Consider the following 20,873-nt stretch of genomic DNA (forward strand, 5'->3'; position numbering starts at 1 on the left):
CCGGCTGGAAGCACCAGGCTGGAAGCACCAGGCTAGAAACACCGCCCGGCCGGGAACACCGCCCGGCTAGAGGCCCAGCCCGGTGCGCAGCGGCTGCACCAGGGTCCGGGCGAAGGTATCGGTCATGTGGTTGTCCCGGTAGACCACGACGTTGCCGACAACGCCCGGGCACCGTTCCTCTTCGCAGAAGTAGTCCGTCAGGTCGACGCTGACGCTGTTGTCCAGCAGTTCGGCTGCGTCCATCAGGGGATCATCCTGGACGGCAAGGCCGGACCGGGGCACGAAGCAATCGTCCGCGTTGTCCTCAGTGTTCAGGCAGTCGGGGATGCTGAATCCCGGATAGGGAAGGTCGGCGATGACGCCGACGCGGATGCCTGCCTCCTCGAGCGGTTCCAGCACCTTCTGGTACCCGTCCACGGCACGGCTCCCGGAGTCCCAGCTCCAGCCAAGGGCGTCCTCATAGCTGTCCGGCCGCATGGCAGACGTGACCACGAGTTCGGGCTCGATTTCCAGGATGTCCTGAACGGTTTCCAGGTTCTGGGCAGCGCATGCCGTGTAGGTGAGCGATTTGCTGTGCAGCGGTTCGGCGCTGAACGGGCACCCGTTGCGGGTCAGGACATAGAGCCGGTAGCCCTCTTCCCGTGCAACTTCGTCCAGCGGTGTCATGTACTGCGCTGCATGGGAATCTCCCACCAGGACTACCGCCCTGGCACCGTCGGCGTCCCCGAATACACAGTCCTCGTAGGACGTTTTCGCCGGTTCGTAGACCTTGCAGGCATCATCAAAGACCGGCATATCCGCCGCTGCGGCCTCGGGTGCCGGCCGCAGCGCCTGGTCTTCGGGCACTGCTGCGGGGTTCTGGGAGTCAAAAGCCATGGCGCCGGGATAAGGGCCGGAATCGTATTCCGCAGTCAGGCCGGTGATTTTCTGCTGGACAAGCCCGTAGGGTACGGCGGCCGCGGCAACCGGAACCGCGATCAGGACCGCCGCGAGTGCATACGCCGCGCGGTCCGTGACCTTCCCGGCCCCCGGGCGGCCCGCGGAACCGGTTTTCCCGCGGGCACGGCGGAACGGTTTCTCAATGAACCGCGTTGACAGCACGGCCAAAAGGACACTGGCGGCAGCAATGGCGGCGCCTGCGGCCAGCCCCGGAGTACGGCCGAGGAAATACACGGTGAACACGGTGACCGGCCAATGCCACAGGTACAGGGAATAGGAAATGTCCCCTGCATAAACCACCGGCCGCAGTGACTGCCACCAGCCGGCCGAGATCCACGGTGCGGCGGACCGGCCGCCCTGGCCGGCGAGGAGACACAGTGCAGCTCCCGCCGTGGGGACCAGCGCCACCCATCCGGGAAAGGACATTGCCGTGGAAAAACCGAACGCCGCCGCGAATACCAGCACCATCCCGGCCCATCCGAAAACGGTGGATAGCCGCCGCGGCAGGGCTCCGCCGGCCGCCGTGAGTGCCAGGATTCCGCCGAGGCCGAGTTCCCAGATCCGGGTGGTGGTAAAGAAATAGGCCAGGCCGGGGTCCGACGTCGAGAACTGTACCGAGTGGATGAAGGACACTGCCGAGACACCGCAGATCACAGCCAGTCCCACGGCGGACATGCCGGCGCGGATCTTCAGGGCACGCGCGGCGGCGGCTGCGGCGAGCAGGAGTACAGGTACTACCAGGTAGAACTGTTCCTCCACCGCCAGGGACCAGTAATGCTGCAGCGGGGACACAGCTGCCGTGGCCCCGGCGTAGCTGGTGGTGCTGAAGGCCTGGTTCCAGTTCTGGACATTCAGGCTCGACGCCGCAACATCCCGGGCTACCCCCTGCCACCGCGCCTCCGGGAAGAGGAGCACCGTCGCGGCCAGGGTAGCGAGCAGGACCGTTGCCGCCGCGGGAAGCAGCCGGCGGATCCGCCGGGCGTAAAAGGATGCCAGCGCGATGGTTGAGGTGGCGTGGAGTTCCCGGACCAGGGACCAGACAATCAGATAGCCGGATATCACGAAGAAGACGTCCACGCCCACAAAGCCGCCCGGCAGGGCGTCGGGCCAGATGTGGTAAATCATCACCAGCACGACGGCGAGGGCGCGCAGGCCTTGAATGTCCCGGCGGGTACCGGTGGAACCGCGGGGGCTGCTGCGCAGGGCATGGCGTCCCCGGCCGGCTGTGCGGGGGTGCCCGGCCAGGTCCGGTGATCCCGGAATCCCGGCAATGGCTTCGGCGTCGGGAGCTGCTCCGGTGGAAACTGTGGGCACCGCAGGACTCTACCGCATGAGGTGCCCCCTTTTCGGCCTGATGTGCACTCCGACACGCACGGTGGGGTTGTGGCTCACTCCGTGGAAGGTGGTTATAGTCGAGAAGCCGGTGCCCATACCCCGAACCAAGGCCCGTGTCTCCGGCCGCTTCATGGGCACTAAGTAGTGATGATCACTTTCGACAATGTCACCAAGCTTTATGACCGGAAATCCCGGCCCGCGCTCAACTCGGTCAGCCTCGATGTGGACCGCGGCGAGTTCGTTTTCCTGGTGGGCGCTTCCGGCTCCGGTAAATCGACCTTTATCCGGTTGATCATGAAAGAGGAACATGCCACCAGGGGCACGGTCTACGTGGCCGGTGCCAACGTGGCGCGGATCCCGAGCTGGCGGGTGCCGCGGCTGCGCCGTGGAATCGGCGTCGTTTTCCAGGATTTCCGCCTGCTGCCCAATAAGACGGTTTTTGCGAACGTTGCCTTCGCTATGCAGGTGATCGGGCGCAGCCGTGCCGTGATCCGCGATTCCGTTCCCGAAGTCCTTCGGACCGTGGGACTGGAGGGCAAGGACAGCCGGTTACCGCACGAACTTTCCGGCGGAGAGCAGCAGCGCGTCGCCATTGCCCGGGCCATTGTCAACAAGCCGGGCATCCTGCTTGCGGATGAGCCCACCGGAAACCTCGACCCCACCACTTCACTGGGCATCATGAAGGTGCTGGACCGGATCAACCAGAACGGCACCACAGTGGTGATGGCCACGCACGACGACGACATTGTCAACGCGATGCGTAAACGCGTGGTGGAACTGCGCAGCGGCAAGATCATCCGCGATGAGCAGGAAGGCATTTACCTGGGTGAACCGGCTCCGGACCGGGAACCGGGCAACGGCCGCCTGGAGAGCGGGGTATCCGAGTGAGGCTCGCATTTGTCCTGGGTGAAATCGGCTCCGGCCTGCGCCGGAACCTTTCCATGGTGGTTTCCGTCATCCTGGTGACCTTCGTGTCGCTGACCTTCGTGGGGGCCGCCGGGCTGCTGCAGCTGCAGATCGGGCAGATGAAGGGCTACTGGTATGACCGCGTGCAGGTTGCCGTCTACCTGTGCACGGACAACGACACTTCCGCTTCCTGTGCCTCCGGAGCCGTCACCGACGAGCAGCGGGCAGCCATTGAGGCGGACCTGCGGGCGGACCGGTACGTGGAGTCCGTGGAGTATGAAGACCAGGAAACAGCACTGACCCATTTCCGTGAGCAGTTCGCCAACTCGCCGATCGTAGACAGCATCACGGCCGGGATGCTCCCCGAATCCTTCCGGGTGTCCCTGGTGGATCCGGAAAAATACGAGGTCATCAACGAGGCGTTCTCCTCCAAGCCGGGCGTCGAGTCGGTCAGCGACCAGCGCGAGCTGTTCGAAAAAATGTTCACTTACCTGAACCTCGCCTCGGTGGCCGCCTTGTCCATTGCCGGCGTCATGCTGGTCTGTGCCATCCTGCTGATCGCCACCACCATCCGGCTCTCAGCCTTCAGCCGGCGGCGGGAAACGGGCATCATGCGCCTGGTCGGCGCATCCAAAGCGGTCATCCAGCTGCCGTTCGTGCTGGAGGGCGTCATAGCCGCCGTCATCGGCGCGGTCCTGGCGTCCGCGGCCCTCTGGAGCACCGCACACTTCTTTATCGGCGCCCTGGCCCGCCAGTACCCCACGACGGCGTTCATCTCCTCGGAACAGGTCCTGTATCTAACCCCCCTATTACTTGTTCTCGGGGCGCTGCTGGCCGGAGTATCCTCGCTCTTGACACTCCGCCGCTACCTGAAGGTCTAGAGTCATGAGCACTGGGAAGACAATGCTGAAGATCATGGAGAGTCTCGTCAATGGATAATGCTGTGCCCAAACGGAGTGGACGTGCACCCGCGTCCCGGGCTCTGGCGGCCGCTGCCGCCATCCTGTCCCTGACGCTTTCCGTTGCATTCAGCAGCACCGCCAGCGCCGACGAGCTGGAGGACCGCAAGGCGGCCATCGAAGCCGAGAAGGACAAGGTCCATCAGGATTACGAGTACCTCGGTGAGGACATTGCCGAGACGGTGGCCAAGCTCAACGTCTACAAGGGCCTGCTTCCCGGCGCCCAGCAGCAGCTCGCCGACGCGGAATCCCGGGTTGACAGTGCTGCCGGCAAGGTCAGTGCCTTGAACGAACGCGTGGCCCTCGCCCAGGACACCCACGAGACAATCACGGCGCAGATCACCAAGGACCGCGAGGACATCGCGGCCACCGAAAAAACGATCGGCCAGATCGCCTCCCAGGCGTACAAAAACGGCGGCGTCCCGTCCACTCTCTCCCTGATGTTCGGTGCCAAGGGCGCCGACAGCCTCAGCGATTCGCTCGGCATGGCGGAACAGGCGCTCAAGGGCCAGAACGCCGCCGTGGAAAAGCTTTCCCAGCAGAACGCCAACAACGTGAACTCCGAGGCCCGGCTCGAAGCCGTGTCGGAAGAGATCAACAAGCTCAAGGCCCAGGCCGAAGAAGCGCTCGCCGCTGAGCAGTCCGCACGTGACGCGGCCGCGGCGGAGAAGCAGAAAGTGGATGACCTCGTTGCCCAGACCTCGGCAATGAACCAGGAGCTGGAGGCGCAGAAACCGAAGCTGCAGGCCCAGATGGCCACCCTGGAAAAGGAAAGCGCGCAGGTGACTGCCGATATTGCAGAGCAGCAGCGGGTCCTGCTGGAGGAATACCGCAAGCGCGAACAGGCACGGATTGATGCCGAGAACCAGGCCGCCGCCGAAGCAGCGGCCCGGAACAACCGGCCCGCACCGCCGGTCGCCACTGTTCCCCGGCCCGGCAGCCCGTCCTCCTTCGGGCTGCGGTACCCGGTCAACGGAGCCCCGGTCTCCTCCGGATTCGGCTGGAGGGCCACCCCTCCCGGATCCATCGATTTCTTCGGCAACGGCGGTTACCTGCACTCCGGCATCGACTTCGCCCCTGCCTGCGGCACCCCTGTCTATGCCCCCGCCGCGGGACAGGTGTGGCGGGCGGATCAGGGCGGCGGAGAAATGATCGGCACCGGCAACCGGATTGTCCTCAATCACGGCGTGGTGGGCGGCAACGTCCTGGCGACCAACTTCTACCACCTCAACGGGTTCGCCGTCTCCGTGGGGCAGTGGGTCAACCAGGGACAGCTGATCGGCTACGTCGGAAGCACGGGGAACTCGACCGGCTGCCACCTGCACTTCGAGACGGTGCTGAACGGTGAACTCGTTGACCCGATGGGGCTGCTGTAGGCCTACAATGGAACTTTCGTTTCAACCTACTAAGGAGTTGCCCCGTGCCTAAGGAAAGTGGCCGTAAGGTAGTGGCCACCAATCGCAAGGCCCGGCACGACTACGAAATCCTCGACACCTACGAAGCCGGCATGGTTTTGATGGGCACCGAGGTGAAGTCGCTGCGTGAGGGCAGGGCTTCGCTGGTGGACGGGTTCGCGACGTTCTACAACAATGAGCTCTGGCTTGAAGCGGCCTATATTCCGGAATACCTCAACGGCAGCTGGACCAACCACTCCGCCCGCCGCCGGCGCAAGCTGCTCCTGCACCGCGAGCAGCTGGAAAAGATTATGCGCAAGACCAGCGAGTCCGGGTTCACCATCGTGCCGCTGCAGCTGTATTTCCTGGACGGGCGGGCCAAGGTGGAGATCGCCGTCGCCCGCGGTAAACGGGAATATGACAAGCGCCAGACGCTGCGCGAGAAGCAGGACAACCGCGAAGCGCTGCGGGAAATGCGCGCGAAGAACCGCGGCGCGTAAGCGGAACCGCCGGCTCCGGCGTTCACCCGTTGTGATCTTCGGAATCCGGGTCCGAGCCGTCCCGGCATCATGCGCTACAATAAGTGTTCCGGCTCCGGCCGGGTTGGTAACTCAATAAGGGGATGACCGGTTTCGACGATGTTTTGTTGAGACAGGGGAAGCGGGCCGAGGATACAGGGTTATCTCGTTAACGATCTCTGTAAACCAATAAGTGCCGAATCAAAGCGCACTGACTTCGCTCTTGCTGCCTAAGCAGTAAGGCATAGTCCGTCAGCCCGGGGATGCTCTCGCCCCGGTGCCTGGCGTCATTTAGAGGGCCACTGCTGAACACCTTCGCCGTTGGGGTGTTCGGGACTTTTAGACGGCTGGGTCCGGATCAGCCACTTGTTTGCGTGATGGCTGGGACCGAGAAAATCCGATGCAGACTGCGCCCGGAGAAGCCCTGACAAAGCGACATCGGACGGGGGTTCGATTCCCCCCATCTCCACTGAGAATCTCCACCCGAAGCGGGGAGCGTCTGCGGACGCTCCCCGCTTCGGTGGTTAAGCCCCCATGGCCAGGAGAGTTGTTTCTCACACCCGCGGCGTTTCACCCGTCCCGGAGGGCAATCCAGTCCGCTCGGCCACGGTGCGTTGGTAAACTTTGATTTAGGCAGTACCCGCGCCGGCATGACCCGGAGCGGGCGGTATAACCGGTCGCAAGACCTCGTAGGAGACGCACCACTTTATGCAAAGCCCGGCACTCGAATCCCAGCATGACGACCTTTGGAACCGACGCTATGAGCCCAATGTCGCCGAGGTGAACCAGCTTTGCGACGCCCTGGCTGAAATGAAGCCGGGAAGCCAGGTGCCCTACATCGATCCCATGCACGACGTCGGGGAGTGCCGGATCGTCACCCTGTTTTCCAATATCGGTACCGCCCACGAGTCGGGATTCATCACCCCCGGCGACAACGAGGCCGTTGCACGGCTTCTCGGCGTGCATTGGCAGGCGGGGCTGCGCCCCGAGTTCGTGATGCCGTGGAATGCCTACCCCTGGCACGTACCGGGCGAACCCAACGGCAAGCTGAGCAAGGAGCAGGTCCAGGAAGGCCTGCGCCCGCTGCTTCGCTTCCTGGCGCTGGTGCCCCGTGCCTCCGTCATCGTGGCGCACGGCACCGAGGCCCAGCGGCTGGCCGCACTGTTCCTGAAGACCGAGAACCGGATGATCTACCGCCGCAGCATCAAGGTCTACAAGGCCCGCTCGCTGTCCGGCCGTTCCTTTGGCGCCACCGCCGAACGCCAGCAGGAAGCGCTGGATGACATGCGCGCCGCCTACACCGATGCGATGGCCCGCACAGGCCTCACCGCCGCACGCTAAGCCTCGGGGCAGCGCCCCTGCACAGGGACTTTCAGGGGCGCTGCCCCTGAAAGTCCGTGCTGAGAGGCCGCTGCCCGGCGCCTGGACAGGCAGGCCCGGTGCGGCCGGGGCGGCGCCGTACCGCCGTCGTCGGCTCAGTCGTCGGCAGTGTCCCCGGCCGTATCCACCACTCCGATGAAGCGGGTTCCGACGCCGGGGTACTCGGTGCGTTCCGCCCCGGCCGGCAGTTCCGGCAGTTCCCGCACGCGGTGGTCCTCACAGGCGATGAAGGTGAACTCCGGCCACCACTTTTTCGGCCGGGCAGCTTCCGTGTAACCGCAGACGGTGCAGGAAAGCTGGACCCAGACGGGCCGCTTTCCGGTGCGGTTGGCCCGGGACTGGACCAGCCATCCGGGCGGGTCGGCCTGCAGCCGGGCCAGCTCGGCGTCATCCATCCGTGCGGGAATGCCGTGGCGGGTGGCCATTTCGAGCGGGATATCAAGGACCTGGGCGGCTTGGCGTCGTGTAATCATCGCCTTAAACGATACCGGGGCGCGCGGCGCCGGACTAATACTGCCTGTCCGGCCGCCGCCCGCCCGGCGGGCGTCACCGGTTCACGCGGCGATGCCTTCTTCATCCTCCCGGACACCGGCCAGCTCGTCGGCCAGCCGGATGCGCCGGATGCTCCAGAAATGCGTCAGCGCCAGCAGCAGCGACCCGGCCACCAACCAGAGGGCCAGCTTGAGGCCGTCCATTCCAAACGTCTGGCCGGGGAAGTACACCAGGCTCTGCGCTGCATGCAGCCAGGCAGCTCCGTTCCAGAACGTACCCAGGGCCGCGAAGAACGGGGGCAGGGTATGGGCAGTAAAAATGCCGCCGGAGCTGGTGAAGTTCAGCATGACGAACAACAGGGTCAGCATGGGCGTGGTCCATTTCCGCAGTACCGGGTGAAGCGCCACGCCGAGCAGGGCGATGGTGAGCACGTAGAGCCAGGACAGCAGCCAGATGCTGAACTGGCTGTGTTCAAGAATGCCGTAAATCGGGCCGGCAATGATGACACCCATGGCCGCAATGACGGCGGACGAGGCCACCGTCACGGCGGCGCGCCAGAGCACGGAGATACCGGAAGCGACGGCGGAGATCGCCACGGCGCTGGAATATCCGCCGACGCTCATGCCCACCAGCAGGAAGAACAGGCCCTGGGACGTGGGGTCATGCTGGTTGGTCGGCACGACGTCGATGATCTCCAGCGGCAGGTGCTGCCCGAACGCGACGGGCTGGAAGACCTTCTTGGCAATTTCAGCAGTGGTGGCGGAATCCGCCGAGGATACGTACAGGGCCGCTTGCGTCTGCCCGGGCTCATAGGCAGCGGCCACAATGCGGTCCTTGATCAGGCCGCGCGCTTCCCCGGAATCGGCCACGGTGCGCACGTCCAGGGCCCCCGGCAGCGAATCGTGGAGCTGCTGGGCGAAGGCCTCCGTGGAAACGCCGGTGCCTACCACTGCCACGGGGAGGTGGGTGGGCTCCGGCTCGTGGAAGGCCCCGAGGTAGGCCAGGCCCATGCCCGCCGCCAGGAAAAACGGAATCAGGATGTGCAGGCCGAGCTCACGCCAGAACGCAGCCGGCGGCACGGGGTGCCGCCGCGGAGCCTGCCCCCGGTGCTCCGCCGGACGCGCGGGGGAATGTGCGGGAGCGGCGGTGTCGGGTCCGGGCGGCAGCTCCGTCAGCACAAGCTCTGCGGAACGTGGGGAACCGTGGGGGGAACCTGGGCTGGGGTGGTGGGAATCGGACATGGGACCTTTCGTGGCGGGAGGCGCTGGGGGCGCCCAAAGCAACTGTTGCATTGCGCAACACCATATTGTTGCACAATGCAACAATCGCTCCCGTTCGTCTCCGGAGCCCGGGGCCGGCAGGTAGGTTGGATATGTGGCACAACAGCAGGGATCATCCGAAAACCCCGTCGGTGGCGTCTATGACCAGATCGACACCATTTACCGCCGTGCGGTGGCACGCTCGCGGCGGATCAACGCACCGCTGACACAGGTTGAACACTCTCTCCTGGCGTATATCGGAGGGCATCCCGGCTGCAGGGCCACCGATATTGCCGCTGACTTCTCCCTGAACCGCTCCACGGTGTCACGGCAGCTCCGGGAACTTGCCGCGCTGGGCCTGGTGTCTGCCCGGGAGGAGGACCAGGGCCGGGGACGCCGGGGGCGGATACTCCATGTCACTGACGAAGGGGCAAGGCGGCTCGAGAGGTCCCTGGCGGTCCACCGGGATGCCGTCCGGTCCCGCCTGGAAGGCTGGAGCGAGGCGGAGGTGCGGGATTTCCTCGCCGCGCTGCAGAGGTTCAACGCGGGCAGCGACAGCTAAAGGGAGCTGCCGGCATGCGAAGGGACGGCAGCCCAGCGGCTGCCGTCCCCTCGCGTAGTGCCCCCGCGGTCCTGCTAGGCGGGTGTCGACTCGAAGAATGCTTCCCGGAGGTTGGCTTCCTCATCCTTGGAGAGGTTCGTGTAGATCAGCTTCGCGCCGGCGAAATCCTTGAAGGCGTCCGCGACCCGGTCCTCAACGGCGTTGCTGGACAGGACGAACAGCGCCGAGGTCCCCGGGGTGACTTCCTGACGGACCTGGGAGATGAAATCGTCACTGATGCCAACGTCGATCATCGATCCCGACAGCGCGCCGATGGCTGCACCCACCGCGGCGCCGATGAGCGGTACAAAGAAAATCAGGCCAAAGAGCAGGCCCCAGAAACCGCCGCCCAGGGCACCGGTCCCCACCATGTTGTGCTCCTGGATGGTCTTGGGCTTTTTCCGCCCCTCGGGCCAGGTGACGACGGCTTCGTCCTGGACACTGATGAGGCCCTGGGACTGCAGGCTGGCAAGGGTTTGCGTGGCGCGTTCCGCAGCGTCCGCATCAGAGAATTTCCAAACGGTCAGTGTTGCCATGGCAGTTACTCCAAACGGTAGAGTTCGGGACAAGTCCGTCTACGGGACCTGTCGGCAGCGCCAACGTTAGTGCTGGATCCGGGCGGGTACAAGGAAAACGGACGTCCCGGGGCCAGCCTGCACCGTAACTCCCGGCGACCCTGTGCGGGCCGCAGGAGCGGACGTACTATGCATGGACGCGATGAAAGGACGGACGTCCGTGGAGGATCCGAATCATTTCCCCTGGTGGGCGGACGCAGTTGTCTATCAGATCTATCCCCGCAGTTTCGCCGATTCCACCGGAGACGGTGTGGGGGACATCGGCGGCATCATCCAACACCTCGACCACCTGGTGGACCTCGGAGTGGACGTTGTCTGGCTGTCGCCGGTCCACCAGTCGCCGCAGTTCGACAATGGCTACGACATCAGTGACTACCGGCGCATTGACGAGCTCTTCGGCACCAACGAACAGTACGAAGAGCTGCTGGGCGGGCTGCATGAACGGGGCATCAAACTGATCATGGACCTGGTGGTGAACCACACCTCCACTGAATATCCGGGCTTCGTGGAATCCAGGTCCTCCCGCACCTCCCCGCGGCGGGACAGCTACTGGTGGAGGGATCCACGGCCGGGCTTCGCACCGGGGGAACCCGGCGCCGAGCCCAACAACTGGCGCTCCTTTTTCGGCGGATCGGCCTGGACCTTCGACGAGGCCACCGGACAGTATTACCTCCACCTGTTTACTCCGCAGCAGCCGGACCTGAACTGGGAGACCCCCAGGGTCCGGGAACGGGTCTACGAAATGATGAACTGGTGGCTGGACAAGGGTGTGGACGGCTTCCGGATGGACGTCATCAACTTCATTTCCAAGGATCCCACCCTGCCGGACGGGGTGGCGGAAGCCTCCGGGGCCTGGGGGGACGGCAGCCCGCACTTCGTCAACGGGCCGCGGATCCATGAGTTCCTGCAGGAGATGCACCGGCGGGTCTTTGCCGAACGGAGCGGTGACTATCTGACCGTGGGGGAGACCCCCGGCGTCACCGTGGAGCAGGCCCGGCTGTATACGGACCGCCGCCGGCAGGAGCTGGACATGGTCTTCCAGTTTGAGCATGTGAACCTGGACCAGGGCCCCGGTGGAAAGTTCGATTACCGCGGCCTGTCCCTGGCGGATCTGAAGACCAGCTGGAACCGCTGGCAGCGCGGCCTGGGGGAGACGGGCTGGAACAGTCTCTACCTAAGCAACCACGACCAGCCGCGGATCGTGTCCCGCTTCGGCGATGAAACCCGCTACCGGTATGAATCGGCCACCATGTGGGCCACCCTGCTCCACCTGCAGCGCGGCACGCCCTATGTCTACCAGGGCGAGGAAATCGGCATGACCGGTGCCGGATTCACGTCCATTGACCAATACCGGGACGTGGAGTCGCTGAACTATTACGACGAAGCCCTGGAGCAGGGCATCAACCGGACAGCGGTGCTGGAATCGCTTCGGCGGATGAGCAGGGACAACGCCCGGACCCCCATGCAGTGGACGGCCGGCCCCAACGCCGGATTCAGCGAGAACACGCCGTGGATTCCCATGGGGGCAAGCCATCCGGAAGTGAACGTCGACGCCGACCGGGCCGCGGAGAAATCGGTTTTCCGCTATTACCAGGCCCTGATCCGGCTGCGGCACGAATCGAAATTGGTCTCGCTGGGTGAATTCCACCTGCTGGAACCGGAGCATCCGGTCCTGTTTGCCTTTAAGCGCACGTACGGGGACCACGCCCTGCTGGTCCTGGGCAACGTATCCGGCGAGGACCTCGAGGTGCCGTCAGACCTCGAATCCGGTGAGCTGGTCCTGGGCAATTACGCCGACGCCGGTGAACGGAGCCTGCTGCGCCCCTGGGAAGCGCGGATCCTGGACATTTCCACGTATGAGGGTGGCTGAGCAGGGCTATTGGGCGGTGAGGCTGCGGCTGTACAGGTCCACGAGCCCCGCCGGGCCGCCGGAGTGGAAGGCAGCCCGCTGCCGCTGCGCGCCGGTGCCGGTGGCCAGGATCCTGGCGATGCCGGCAGCGGCGAACTCCCCGTCTCCGGCGTCCTCCAGGGCGTCCGCAACATAATCCAGCAGGGCATGCAGGAGTTCGGCGGCCGGGACGCTGCCGCCGGGATATGACACCAGGTTGCCGCCCAAACCAAAGCGTGCAGCCTGCCACAGTCCGACGTCGAGCAGTTCCGGATCCGGGGCTGCGCCCGACGCCGGCTCGGCCGAAGCCAGGGTCTTCACCAGCGCCCGCACCAGGACGGCCAGCAGCACGGTGTCCCCGGCCTGAAGCTGGGCATCCGCAATGCGGACCTCAACGGTGGGGAAGTGCTCGGAGAGCCGGGCTGCCCAGCCCACGTGTCCGGCGTCGGGCACCACGTCCGTGGCGAGGAGGAGGGCGTCGAGCCGCCGGGCATAATCGAGGGCATCCGAGAAGAGGGGAGGGCACCCCTGAACGGACCAGCGCCGGTAATGGACCATCCGCCAGCTGGCGAAGCTGCTGTCGGATCCGCGCCAGTAGGGGGAGTTCGCGGCGAGGGCCCCGAGCAGGGCGAGCCAGGGACGGAGCCCGTTGAGCACCCGCACGCCGGTGTCACGGGAGTCAATGCCCACGTGCACATGGACGCCGTTGACGTATTGTTCGCGGGCGACCGCCCCGGTGAGGAGGCCCATCCGCCGGTACCGGTCGGAGGAATTGAGCACCGGCGGGGCATCGGGGATGTTCGGGGCTGCCCCGGTGGGGGCTACCCGGACGCCCACGGACGCTGCCGCCGTGGCCAGCCCCGAGCGGAATGCCAGCAGGGCCTGGAGCGCTTCGTCCCTGGTGGTGCAGACCGGGGTGGAAACCTCCACCTGCGCGTCCAGCAGCTCCGCGGAACTGGGAAGGGACCCGTGTTCGGGGGACATCAGCGCACGGGCCAGTTCCCGGGATCCGGTGGGAAGCCCGGTCCGGGCATCCGTCAGGAGAAACTCTTCTTCGATACCGAAGGTGAAGACCATGCGCGTTTTCTCCCTGCACCAACCTGCCGGACTTGGACAATTGTAGGTAGCCGGGCCGGGCAGTGCACCAGGACCGGGAGGACTATCCCTTCGGCGCCGGTTTCACGCCGCCCGGACTGCCCGCCACGATAGCGTAAGGTACGGCAGGTCCAGCACCTCACCGGGTGCGTGGCCGAGGTGTTCGTAGAGGTACCAGGACAGGTTCGCCTGCAGCTTCTCCCGGGCCGCGGGGCCGGCCGAGAGGTAGAACGCCCGTGAGCGGGCCAGCTCGAACAGGTCTTCGGGGGTCATGGGCTGCGCCCAGGCCACGGTCGAGGACTCGTCCAGGCGGAAACCGGGCCCCAGCTCCGGGCGGAATCCCGGGCGCAGCACATCCCCGGCATGGATGATGCGTGAGTAGCGGTGGACCCACGGGACACTGACGTCCAGCTGGTTCCAGACCAGACCGACGACGCCGTGCGGCCGCAGGATGCGGTCGAACTCGCGGCAGGCTGCCACCGGGTCGCACCAGTGCCAGGCCTGGGCCACGGTAACGGCGTCCACGCTGGACGGCGGCAGGCCGGTGTTTTCGGCGGTGCCGATCCTCACCGGAACGTCCGGCAGCAGGCGGGACAGCTGGTCGAGCATGTCTCGGGAGGGATCCACGGCACAGACGTTCAAGCCCGCGGCACGGAGTTCCCGGGTGTACTTTCCCGTACCGGCGCCGACGTCGGCCGCGTCCCGGACCGCAGGGGCGTCCGGGACGCCGGGACAGGTGAGCAGCCACTGCACGGCTTCGGCGGGGTAGCCGGGGCGGATGCGGTCGTAGTGTTCCCCGCCCGCCTGGTAGCTGTCCGCCAGCTGCCGGCGGCGCAGCCCCTCGAGCCGGGGTCCGGAAGCGCCCACAGTTACAGGAGGTCGTCCAGGTCGGGATTCAGGCGCTGGAGCACTTCGCTGTGGAGCGTCCCATTGGTGGCCAGGGCGTTTCCGCCGAACGGACCGTCCTCTCCTTCGAGGGAGGAGAACCGGCCGCCGGCCTCGGTGACGATGGGTACGAGGGCCGCCATGTCATAAAGGTTCAGCTCAGGCTCGCAGGCAATGTCCACGGCCCCCTCGGCCACCATGCAGTAGGACCAGAAGTCACCGTAGGCACGGGTGCGCCAGACGGACTCGGTCAGGTCGAGGAACTCTTCCAGGTTGCCGCGGTCCTTCCAGCCGCCGAGGCTGGAGTAGGACAGCGAGGCATCCGACAGCCGGGACACGTTGGAGACGCGCAGCCGGGTGGCTGCGGCGAGGGAACGGCCCATATAGGCTCCGGTTCCTGTGGCGGCCCACCAGCGCTTGCCCAGCGCGGGCGCGCTGACGACGCCGACCACGGGTACGCCGTCGTCGACCAAGGAGATCAGGGTGGCCCAGACGGGGACGCCGCGGATGAAGTTCTTGGTGCCGTCGATCGGATCGATGATCCACCGGCGCGGGCCGGAGCCGCTGGACCCGAATTCCTCGCCCAGGACGGCATCGCGGGGCCGGGCGCGGGAAAGCTGCCCGCGGATGGCGTCTTCAGCGGCCTTGTCGGCATCGGTGACAGGGGTGAAATCCGGCTTGGTCTCGATCTTCAGGTCCAGGGCCCGGAAGCGGGACATGGTCTGGTCATCCACGGAGTCGGCCATGACATGGGCCAGGCGCAGGTCATCGTTGTAGTTCTGAGCGAACGGCATACTGTCCAACTTATCCTTTGTCGGCGGGCAGATGCCCGCATTACGCCCGGGACGGGCAATGTTCTGGTGAATCCCGCGAGGGAACCCCCGGCTGGAAACCGGGCGGGAAGCTATTGCTCGCCCAGTTCCTTGGCGGAGGACTTGTTCTCCGTGCGGGTTCCCGTACCGAGCAGCCGCCGCAGGGAGGCGAGCCGGGCCGGTCCCGACGGGCCGGCGTGCCCGCCGTCCACCCAGGGGTCCAGTCCGCAGCCGACGGCGGCCGAATCATGCCGGCAGCCGCGTTCGCAGTCGGCGGTACCCGGCTCCAGGTCGGGGAACGCCTGCAGGATCCGGTCCGGATCCACATGGGCCAGGCCGAAGGAGCGGATCCCCGGAGTGTCAATAATCCAGCTGCCCGGCGGCGAATCGCTCAGCCGCAGCGCCAGCGCCGAGGAGGACGTGTGCCGGCCGCGCCCGGTGACGGCATTGACGCCCCCGGTGGCGCGGGTGGAACCGGTCAGGGCATTGACGAGGGTGGATTTGCCGACGCCGGAGGGTCCCACCAGCACGCTGACGTTGCCCTTCAGCACCTCATGCAGTGCCTCGACGGCGGTGCCCTGTAGCCGGGCGGAGAGCCCGTCGTCGGAGCGGGCATCGATGCCGGACGCATCGGCGGCCGCAGTGCGGCTGATGATGACGTCCATATCCAGGTGCTCGTAGTTGGCCAGCAGCTCGGCCGGGTCCTTGATATCCGCCTTGGTAATGCACAGGACCGGGGAGATCCCGGCGTCGTACGCGGCCACCAGGGCCCGGTCTATGAAACCGGTCCGCGGCTCGGGGTTGGCTGCGGCCACCACGATCACCAGCTGGTCCGCGTTGGCCACCACCACGCGTTCCACGGGATCCGTGTCATCGGCGCTGCGCCGCAGCACCGTGGCCCGCTCCTCCACGCGCACCAGCCGGGCGAGGGTGTCCGGGGCGCCGGTGACGTCTCCGACCAGTGCCACCCGGTCTCCGGCCACTACCGGGGTGCGCCGCAGCTCGCGGGCACGGGCGGCAATGACGGTGCGTTCATCGGGGGTGTCTTCATCCACCACGGCGGTGTACCGGCCGCGGTCCACGGTGATGATCCGGCCGATGACGGCGTCGTCGTGGGCTGGCCGGTCCTTGGTGCGGGGGCGGGACCCTTTTTTGTTCGGGCGGACGCGGACGTCGGATTCATCCCATCCGCTGGTGCTGCGTGTCATGCTTCCGCCGTTCGGGTCAACTGCCGCCACAGCTCGGGAAACTGGGGCAGCGTTTTGGCTGTTGTCTCAATGTCGCGGACGACGACGCCGGGTACGGCCAGGCCGATCAGGGCGCCGGCGGTGGCCATTCGGTGGTCAGCGTAGGTTTCCCAGGTGCCGGCGTGCAGGGGAGCGGGCCGGATGACGAGGCCGTCTGCGGTTTCTTCCGCGTCGCCGCCGAGCCGGTTGATTTCGGTGACCAGTGCGGCCAGCCGGTCGGTTTCGTGGCCGCGCAGGTGGGCAATGCCGGTCAGGGTGGAGGGTGAGGCGGCCAGGGCGCACACGGCGGCCACCGTGGGGGCAAGCTCGCTGGTGTCGGCCAGGTCAGCGCCGCGGATGCTGCCGGTGCCGGTGACGGTGAGGGTTCCGTCCGCCAGTTCCACGCGGGCACCGAGCGCGGGGAGGATGGTCCGCCATTTGTCGCCCACCTGGGTGGTGGAGGCGGGCCAGCCGGTCATCCGGACCGTTCCGCCCGCGACGAGCGCGGCGGCCAGGAAAGGGCCGGCGTTGGAGAGGTCCGGTTCAACGGTGGCGTCGAACGCAGCCACGGGGCCGGGGGCCACGCGCCATTCGTTGGGCACGGAATCGTCAACATCCACGCCGACGCCGCGCAGCACGGCCACCGTCATGGCAATGTGATCCGGGCTGGGGACGGTGCTGCCGCGGTGCACGAGGTGCAGGCCGTCGTCGAAGCGCGGGGCCGCGAGCAGCAGGGCCGAGACGAACTGCGAGGAGGCTCCGGCGTCAATTTCCAGGCGGCCGCCGGCAATGTGCCCGGATCCGGTGACGGTGAAGGGAAGGGCTCCGGTGCCGCCGTCGTCCACCTGCACCCCGAGGGCGCGCAGCGCGTCGATGACGGCGGACATGGGCCGGGTCCGGGCATGCGGATCACCGTCAAACGCCGTGGTGCCGCCCGCGAGGGCAGCCAGCGGCGGCACGAAACGCATGACCGTGCCGGCCAGGCCGCAGTCCACCCTGCGCGTACCGGGGGCTGCCGGGGGAAGGGGATCGATCAGCAGATCCGGTCCGAAGGCGCCGTCACCGGCGATTTCCGTGACGGTTGCTCCGAGGCTCCGCAGCGCGGAAACCATCAGCTCCGAGTCCCGCGAATGCAGGGGTGCCCGCAGCCGTGACCTGCCCTCGGCAAGGGCGGCGAGGACCAGATAGCGGTTGGTCAGCGACTTCGAGCCCGGTACGGAAACGGTTGCGTCCACGGGCGAAGCGGCGAAGGGTGCCGGCCAGTGTGCCGGCACCCCGGCGTTCGGAGCACTCATTGCTGCTAGGAACCGACGATGTCCGAAGCGGCGTTGGACACGGCCTTGAGCTGCTTGCGCGTGCCCTTGGACACTGACTTCGACACTGCGCGGGTCTTGCGGCTGGTATCCGAGGCCAGATGGCCGGCACGCCAGGCCAGGCCCGGACGGCCGTTGGTGTCCACGGCGGCGAGCAGGACGCCGCCGATGAGGGAGAGGTTCTTGAGCAGCTGGTAGCGGCGCTCCTTGCGGTCTGCCGCGGTGGAAGCCTCGGCGTTGCGGTACTCCACCACGGTGTTCAGGGCCGCGGTTCCGGCCAGCAGGAGGGACGCCAGCCGGGCGAACTTGCCCGTGCCGAGCATTGAGGCAGCTCCCACCTGGGTGTAGCCGACAACCTTGGCGACCAGTGCCGGGTTGGACGTGAAGGCTGCGGCGGAAGGAACGGTGCTGCCGATCTTCTTCAGCGTGGGGGCGAGCTGTTCAGCGGTCTGGTCAGCGTTCCGGAGGCGCTCCACGCCTACGGCAACGAAACCGGTGGCGAGCAGCGGGCGGGCAATCAAACGGACTATCGACATAAGTGCACTCCTGGGAAATTCATCAGTTACGCGTACAAAAACGAGATGTGGTGCTGCTTCCACCTTAGTCTGGCATTTTGCGCGACCGCACACGTGCCGCCTGCGTGCCTTTACCGGTCCCGGGGCCGTTCTCCGGGGAGGCGGAGGGAATACGGGGCACGGCGCCGTCGTTGGGACCAGTATCAGGATGTGCATTATCAACAGTCAGGAGACAGCATCGTGCCAGCCGCCACGCTGACGACAGCGCGGACCACCCGCGGGCCGAAGCTCAACGTGCGGGTTCCCGCCCGCACCGTAGACTTGGAGGTGATGAGAACTGATGCGCCGGAAGGCAGCCCCCACGTGGAAAACTTCGAGCTCGACGTTGCCACCGAATCGGAAGAGGCACGCAAGCTCCGCTTCGAGCAGGACGCCATGCAGTATGTGGACCAGCTCTATTCGGCGGCCATGCGCATGGCGCGCAACCCCTCGGATGCGGAGGACCTGGTCCAGGAGGCCTACACCAAGGCGTTCTCCGCCTTCCACCAGTACCGGCCGGGTACCAACCTCAAGGCCTGGCTGTACCGGATCCTGACCAACACCTACATCAACCTTTACCGGAAGCGGCAGCGGGAACCCCTGCAGGCCAACTCCGACGGCGTTGAGGACTGGCAGTTGGCCCGTTCGGCCGAACACACCTCCACTGGGCTCCGCTCGGCGGAAGCAGTTGCCCTGGACCATCTGCCGGATTCCGACGTAAAAGACGCCCTGCAGGCCATTCCGGAGGAGTTCCGGCTTGCCGTCTACTTCTCCGATGTGGAGGGCTTCGCCTACAAGGAAATTTCAGAAATCATGAACACGCCGATCGGCACCGTGATGTCCCGGCTGCACCGCGGGCGCAAGATGCTCCGCGAGCTGTTGGCGGAGTATGCACACGAGCGCGGTATCAAGGGCAAAATGTCCGCAGCCGAAGCCGCCGGCGGATCAACCAAGAAACAGGGGAATGAGCTATGAGCGATTGCCAGAGCCTGGGCGATTGCGACGACGCCCGCATCGAACGGCTGTACGAATACCTGGACGGCGCCCTGTCCCATGATGACCTCGTGGAAATCAAGGAGCACTTGGACGGCTGCCCCGAGTGCGCCCAGGAGCATGACCTGGAGTGCGTGATCCGTTCCGTGGTGAAGCGCTCCTGCACGGAGGCTGCACCTGAAACGCTGAAGGCCAGCATCCTCTCGCGCATCAGTCAGATCCAGACGGCAGACCACTAGGATCCTGCGCGCGGCCGATGGGCCGCGGACAGAAAAAGAACCCCCGGCACCTACTGGTTCCGGGGGTTCTTTCTGCCTGACCAACTGGTCACGCGGCTACCAAAGCTTTGCTTAGGTGTTGGGACGCTTACCGTGGTTAGCGCCGCCGCGCTTACGGTCACGACGCTTGCGTGCACGCTTGCTCATAGCTGCCTCCTTCGATTCGAAAAGTTCTGCCCTCCAGTGTCCCACATGCCTCACGCGCACGCCTAACGCGTGCCTGCGGCTGCGGTGCCGGGCCGGGAGCGACGGTAACCTGCCGGGCCCTCCCGGCGTCTACACGAACGCTGATTTCCCGGTCACGGCGCGGGCCACGATCAGGGAATTGATTTCGTAACTGCCCTCGTAGGTGTAGAGGATTTCAGCGTCGCCGAAGAGCTTGCCCATCTCATAGTCCGTGCTGATTCCGTTGCCGCCCAGAAGGGAGCGTCCCATGGCCACCGAGGCGCGGGCCAGCCGGGTGGTGGTGGATTTGGCCATGGCCGCCTGAACCATCTCCAGCTTTCCGTCCTGCTGGATGGTGGCAAGCTGGGCCATCAGCGCGAGTGAGACGGAGGCATTGCCCAGGATCTCGGCGAGCTGCTGCTGGATCAGCTGGAACCGGGCAAGTTCCTTGCCGAACTGTTTCCGGCTCAGGGCGTAGGAACGGGCGACGTCGAAGGCGGCCAGCTGGATGCCGACGGCCTGCCAGCCCACCCAGGCACGCGAATCGCGCAGCAGTTCGTTGGCCTTGGAAAAGTCGGTGGCACCGGGCAGCAGGTTGGCTGCCGGGATGCGGACCTCGTCGAGCACGATATCCGCGTTCTGCATGATCCGGAGCCCGATCTTGTTTGCGATCTTTGTGGCGGTGTAGCCGGGCCGGTCCGTTTCGACGATAAAGCACTTGATCTGCTGGTCCGCGACATCCCTGGCCCAGACCAGGGCAAAGTCGGCAATGGTGCCGGCGCCGATCCAGCGCTTGGCGCCGTTGATCACCCATTCGTCGTCCTCGCGGCGCGCCGTGGTGGCGAGCCCGCCGGAGATGTCCGATCCGTGATCCGGCTCGGTCAGGGCGAACGCACCGATCCGGGTCAGGGCATGAAGGCCGGGCAGCCAGCGCTTCTTCTGCTCCTCGGAGCCGAGGGAGTCCACCATGCCGACAATCAGCTCGTTGTGGATCCCCACGAGGGCGGAGAGGGAAACATCCGCCCGCGCCACCTCCGCGTACATGAGTCCTTTGAACAGCTTCGAGGTTCCGTCGGTCTGCAGGGCGCCGAGGCCGTACTTACCCAGCTCGGCGACCAGCTCAACGGGGAATTCCTCCCTGTTCCAGTAGTCGATCGACGCCGCCCGGATGCGCGACTGGAGAAAGGCCCGGACCTCCCGGTAGCGGGTTTTCTCCTCCGGGGACAGCAGGTCGACGATGTACATGAGGTCGACGTCCGGGAAGGGCGGGACCGGACCGCCGCCCGTAGTCTCCCCGGCGTCCTGC

21 protein-coding genes and 1 other RNA gene are annotated in these 20,873 nt (G+C 66.1%); 10 read left to right on the forward strand and 12 right to left on the reverse strand.

The window, feature by feature from the left end; translation table 11 throughout:
• Window positions 1–66 precede the first annotated feature (66 nt).
• Complete coding sequence (locus tag GD627_RS05820; protein ID WP_152271659.1) at window positions 67–2,253, reverse strand: acyltransferase family protein; 2,187 nt, start codon at window positions 2,251–2,253, stop codon at window positions 67–69.
• 168 nt (window positions 2,254–2,421) lie between these two features.
• Here GD627_RS05820 and ftsE point away from each other — a divergent pair, with 168 nt between their 5' ends.
• The 6 genes from ftsE to GD627_RS05850 all read left to right on the forward strand — a co-directional run bounded on the left by ftsE (window position 2,422) and on the right by GD627_RS05850 (window position 7,392).
• The gene (gene ftsE, locus GD627_RS05825; RefSeq protein ID WP_152271660.1) at window positions 2,422–3,162 is read left to right on the forward strand and encodes a cell division ATP-binding protein FtsE; all 741 of its coding nucleotides are present in this window, start codon (window positions 2,422–2,424) and stop codon (window positions 3,160–3,162) included.
• Window positions 3,159–4,061 carry a permease-like cell division protein FtsX gene (gene ftsX / locus GD627_RS05830; RefSeq protein ID WP_152271661.1) on the forward strand — a complete coding sequence of 301 codons (903 nt, stop codon included), beginning with the start codon at window positions 3,159–3,161 and terminating at the stop codon, window positions 4,059–4,061. The genes ftsE and ftsX overlap by 4 nt, the downstream gene beginning before the upstream one ends.
• 62 nt (window positions 4,062–4,123) lie before the next feature.
• Window positions 4,124–5,515, forward strand: coding sequence for a peptidoglycan DD-metalloendopeptidase family protein (locus tag GD627_RS05835; protein WP_246165329.1), 1,392 nt, complete (start codon window positions 4,124–4,126; stop codon window positions 5,513–5,515).
• A gap of 44 nt (window positions 5,516–5,559) precedes the next feature.
• Window positions 5,560–6,033, forward strand: coding sequence for an SsrA-binding protein SmpB (smpB, locus tag GD627_RS05840; RefSeq protein ID WP_146361459.1), 474 nt, complete (start codon window positions 5,560–5,562; stop codon window positions 6,031–6,033).
• A 118-nt stretch (window positions 6,034–6,151) separates the two neighbouring features.
• Window positions 6,152–6,523: a transfer-messenger RNA gene (ssrA, locus tag GD627_RS05845) on the forward strand.
• Window positions 6,524–6,759: 236 nt separating this feature from the next.
• Complete coding sequence (locus GD627_RS05850; RefSeq protein ID WP_152271663.1) at window positions 6,760–7,392, forward strand: uracil-DNA glycosylase family protein; 633 nt, start codon at window positions 6,760–6,762, stop codon at window positions 7,390–7,392.
• A gap of 134 nt (window positions 7,393–7,526) precedes the next feature.
• On the opposite strand, the gene GD627_RS05855 is transcribed toward GD627_RS05850, so the two are convergent.
• Both GD627_RS05855 and GD627_RS05860 read right to left on the reverse strand, forming a co-directional pair.
• Window positions 7,527–7,904, reverse strand: a complete 378-nt coding sequence (locus GD627_RS05855; protein ID WP_152271664.1) for a hypothetical protein — start codon at window positions 7,902–7,904, stop codon at window positions 7,527–7,529.
• An 81-nt stretch (window positions 7,905–7,985) separates the two neighbouring features.
• Window positions 7,986–9,164 carry an ABC transporter permease gene (locus GD627_RS05860; protein WP_152271665.1) on the reverse strand — a complete coding sequence of 393 codons (1,179 nt, stop codon included), beginning with the start codon at window positions 9,162–9,164 and terminating at the stop codon, window positions 7,986–7,988.
• A 133-nt stretch (window positions 9,165–9,297) separates the two neighbouring features.
• On the opposite strand from GD627_RS05860, the gene GD627_RS05865 reads away from it, so the two are divergent.
• The gene (locus tag GD627_RS05865; protein WP_152271666.1) at window positions 9,298–9,744 is read left to right on the forward strand and encodes a MarR family winged helix-turn-helix transcriptional regulator; all 447 of its coding nucleotides are present in this window, start codon (window positions 9,298–9,300) and stop codon (window positions 9,742–9,744) included.
• Window positions 9,745–9,818: 74 nt separating this feature from the next.
• Here the strand turns inward: GD627_RS05865 and GD627_RS05870 are convergent, their stop codons facing one another.
• Window positions 9,819–10,319 (reverse strand): DUF1269 domain-containing protein, encoded by a 501-nt coding sequence (locus tag GD627_RS05870; protein ID WP_152271667.1) that lies wholly within the window; start codon window positions 10,317–10,319, stop codon window positions 9,819–9,821.
• A 172-nt stretch (window positions 10,320–10,491) separates the two neighbouring features.
• On the opposite strand from GD627_RS05870, the gene GD627_RS05875 reads away from it, so the two are divergent.
• Window positions 10,492–12,228, forward strand: a complete 1,737-nt coding sequence (locus GD627_RS05875) for a glycoside hydrolase family 13 protein (protein ID WP_425481885.1) — start codon at window positions 10,492–10,494, stop codon at window positions 12,226–12,228.
• Between the two features lie 6 nt (window positions 12,229–12,234).
• On the opposite strand, the gene GD627_RS05880 is transcribed toward GD627_RS05875, so the two are convergent.
• From GD627_RS05880 to GD627_RS05905, 6 genes are all read right to left on the reverse strand, one after another.
• On the reverse strand, window positions 12,235–13,323 hold the full coding sequence (locus GD627_RS05880) for a carboxylate-amine ligase (RefSeq protein ID WP_152271668.1): 1,089 nt from the start codon (window positions 13,321–13,323) through the stop codon (window positions 12,235–12,237).
• Window positions 13,324–13,425: 102 nt separating this feature from the next.
• Window positions 13,426–14,208, reverse strand: coding sequence for a class I SAM-dependent methyltransferase (locus GD627_RS05885; protein WP_152271669.1), 783 nt, complete (start codon window positions 14,206–14,208; stop codon window positions 13,426–13,428).
• Between the two features lie 2 nt (window positions 14,209–14,210).
• On the reverse strand, window positions 14,211–15,020 hold the full coding sequence (gene hisN / locus GD627_RS05890) for a histidinol-phosphatase (protein WP_146361467.1): 810 nt from the start codon (window positions 15,018–15,020) through the stop codon (window positions 14,211–14,213).
• A gap of 110 nt (window positions 15,021–15,130) precedes the next feature.
• The gene (gene rsgA, locus GD627_RS05895) at window positions 15,131–16,246 is read right to left on the reverse strand and encodes a ribosome small subunit-dependent GTPase A (RefSeq protein WP_146361468.1); all 1,116 of its coding nucleotides are present in this window, start codon (window positions 16,244–16,246) and stop codon (window positions 15,131–15,133) included.
• Window positions 16,243–17,559 (reverse strand): 3-phosphoshikimate 1-carboxyvinyltransferase, encoded by a 1,317-nt coding sequence (aroA, locus tag GD627_RS05900; RefSeq protein WP_152271670.1) that lies wholly within the window; start codon window positions 17,557–17,559, stop codon window positions 16,243–16,245. The genes rsgA and aroA overlap by 4 nt, the downstream gene beginning before the upstream one ends.
• A gap of 5 nt (window positions 17,560–17,564) precedes the next feature.
• A complete protein-coding gene (locus GD627_RS05905; protein WP_152271671.1) occupies window positions 17,565–18,113 on the reverse strand; it encodes a DoxX family protein in 549 nt (182 codons plus the stop codon).
• 309 nt (window positions 18,114–18,422) lie between these two features.
• On the opposite strand from GD627_RS05905, the gene GD627_RS05910 reads away from it, so the two are divergent.
• Both GD627_RS05910 and rsrA read left to right on the forward strand, forming a co-directional pair.
• On the forward strand, window positions 18,423–19,106 hold the full coding sequence (locus GD627_RS05910; protein ID WP_146361471.1) for a sigma-70 family RNA polymerase sigma factor: 684 nt from the start codon (window positions 18,423–18,425) through the stop codon (window positions 19,104–19,106).
• Complete coding sequence (rsrA, locus tag GD627_RS05915) at window positions 19,103–19,363, forward strand: mycothiol system anti-sigma-R factor (protein WP_146361472.1); 261 nt, start codon at window positions 19,103–19,105, stop codon at window positions 19,361–19,363. Before GD627_RS05910 ends, rsrA begins: the two co-directional genes overlap by 4 nt.
• 111 nt (window positions 19,364–19,474) lie before the next feature.
• Here the strand turns inward: rsrA and GD627_RS17020 are convergent, their stop codons facing one another.
• Together GD627_RS17020 and GD627_RS05920 are read right to left on the reverse strand one after the other, a co-directional pair.
• Window positions 19,475–19,549 (reverse strand): 50S ribosomal protein bL37, encoded by a 75-nt coding sequence (locus GD627_RS17020; protein ID WP_369299106.1) that lies wholly within the window; start codon window positions 19,547–19,549, stop codon window positions 19,475–19,477.
• Window positions 19,550–19,678: 129 nt separating this feature from the next.
• Entirely contained in the window at window positions 19,679–20,812 is a 1,134-nt protein-coding gene (locus tag GD627_RS05920) for an acyl-CoA dehydrogenase family protein (RefSeq protein ID WP_152271794.1), read from the reverse strand.
• Window positions 20,813–20,873 lie beyond the last annotated feature (61 nt).

The organism is Arthrobacter yangruifuii (assembly GCF_009192775.1).
Lineage (GTDB): Bacteria > Actinomycetota > Actinomycetes > Actinomycetales > Micrococcaceae > Arthrobacter_B > Arthrobacter_B yangruifuii.

Bases quoted from the DNA above. Each gene is read 5' to 3' on its own strand.
- GD627_RS05920 (WP_152271794.1), bottom strand. From the start codon at position 20,812: ATGTACATCGTCGACCTGCTGTCCCCGGAGGAGAAAACCCGCTACCGG.
- rsgA (WP_146361468.1), bottom strand. From the start codon at position 16,246: ATGACACGCAGCACCAGCGGATGGGATGAATCCGACGTCCGCGTCCGC.
- GD627_RS05850 (WP_152271663.1), top strand. From the start codon at position 6,760: ATGCAAAGCCCGGCACTCGAATCCCAGCATGACGACCTTTGGAACCGA.
- hisN (WP_146361467.1), bottom strand. From the start codon at position 15,020: ATGCCGTTCGCTCAGAACTACAACGATGACCTGCGCCTGGCCCATGTC.
- GD627_RS05855 (WP_152271664.1), bottom strand. From the start codon at position 7,904: ATGATTACACGACGCCAAGCCGCCCAGGTCCTTGATATCCCGCTCGAA.
- GD627_RS05860 (WP_152271665.1), bottom strand. From the start codon at position 9,164: ATGTCCGATTCCCACCACCCCAGCCCAGGTTCCCCCCACGGTTCCCCA.
- aroA (WP_152271670.1), bottom strand. From the start codon at position 17,559: ATGAGTGCTCCGAACGCCGGGGTGCCGGCACACTGGCCGGCACCCTTC.
- GD627_RS05880 (WP_152271668.1), bottom strand. From the start codon at position 13,323: ATGGTCTTCACCTTCGGTATCGAAGAAGAGTTTCTCCTGACGGATGCC.
- ftsE (WP_152271660.1), top strand. From the start codon at position 2,422: ATGATCACTTTCGACAATGTCACCAAGCTTTATGACCGGAAATCCCGG.
- GD627_RS05910 (WP_146361471.1), top strand. From the start codon at position 18,423: ATGAGAACTGATGCGCCGGAAGGCAGCCCCCACGTGGAAAACTTCGAG.
- rsrA (WP_146361472.1), top strand. From the start codon at position 19,103: ATGAGCGATTGCCAGAGCCTGGGCGATTGCGACGACGCCCGCATCGAA.
- GD627_RS05875 (WP_425481885.1), top strand. From the start codon at position 10,492: ATGGACGCGATGAAAGGACGGACGTCCGTGGAGGATCCGAATCATTTC.
- GD627_RS05905 (WP_152271671.1), bottom strand. From the start codon at position 18,113: ATGTCGATAGTCCGTTTGATTGCCCGCCCGCTGCTCGCCACCGGTTTC.
- GD627_RS05870 (WP_152271667.1), bottom strand. From the start codon at position 10,319: ATGGCAACACTGACCGTTTGGAAATTCTCTGATGCGGACGCTGCGGAA.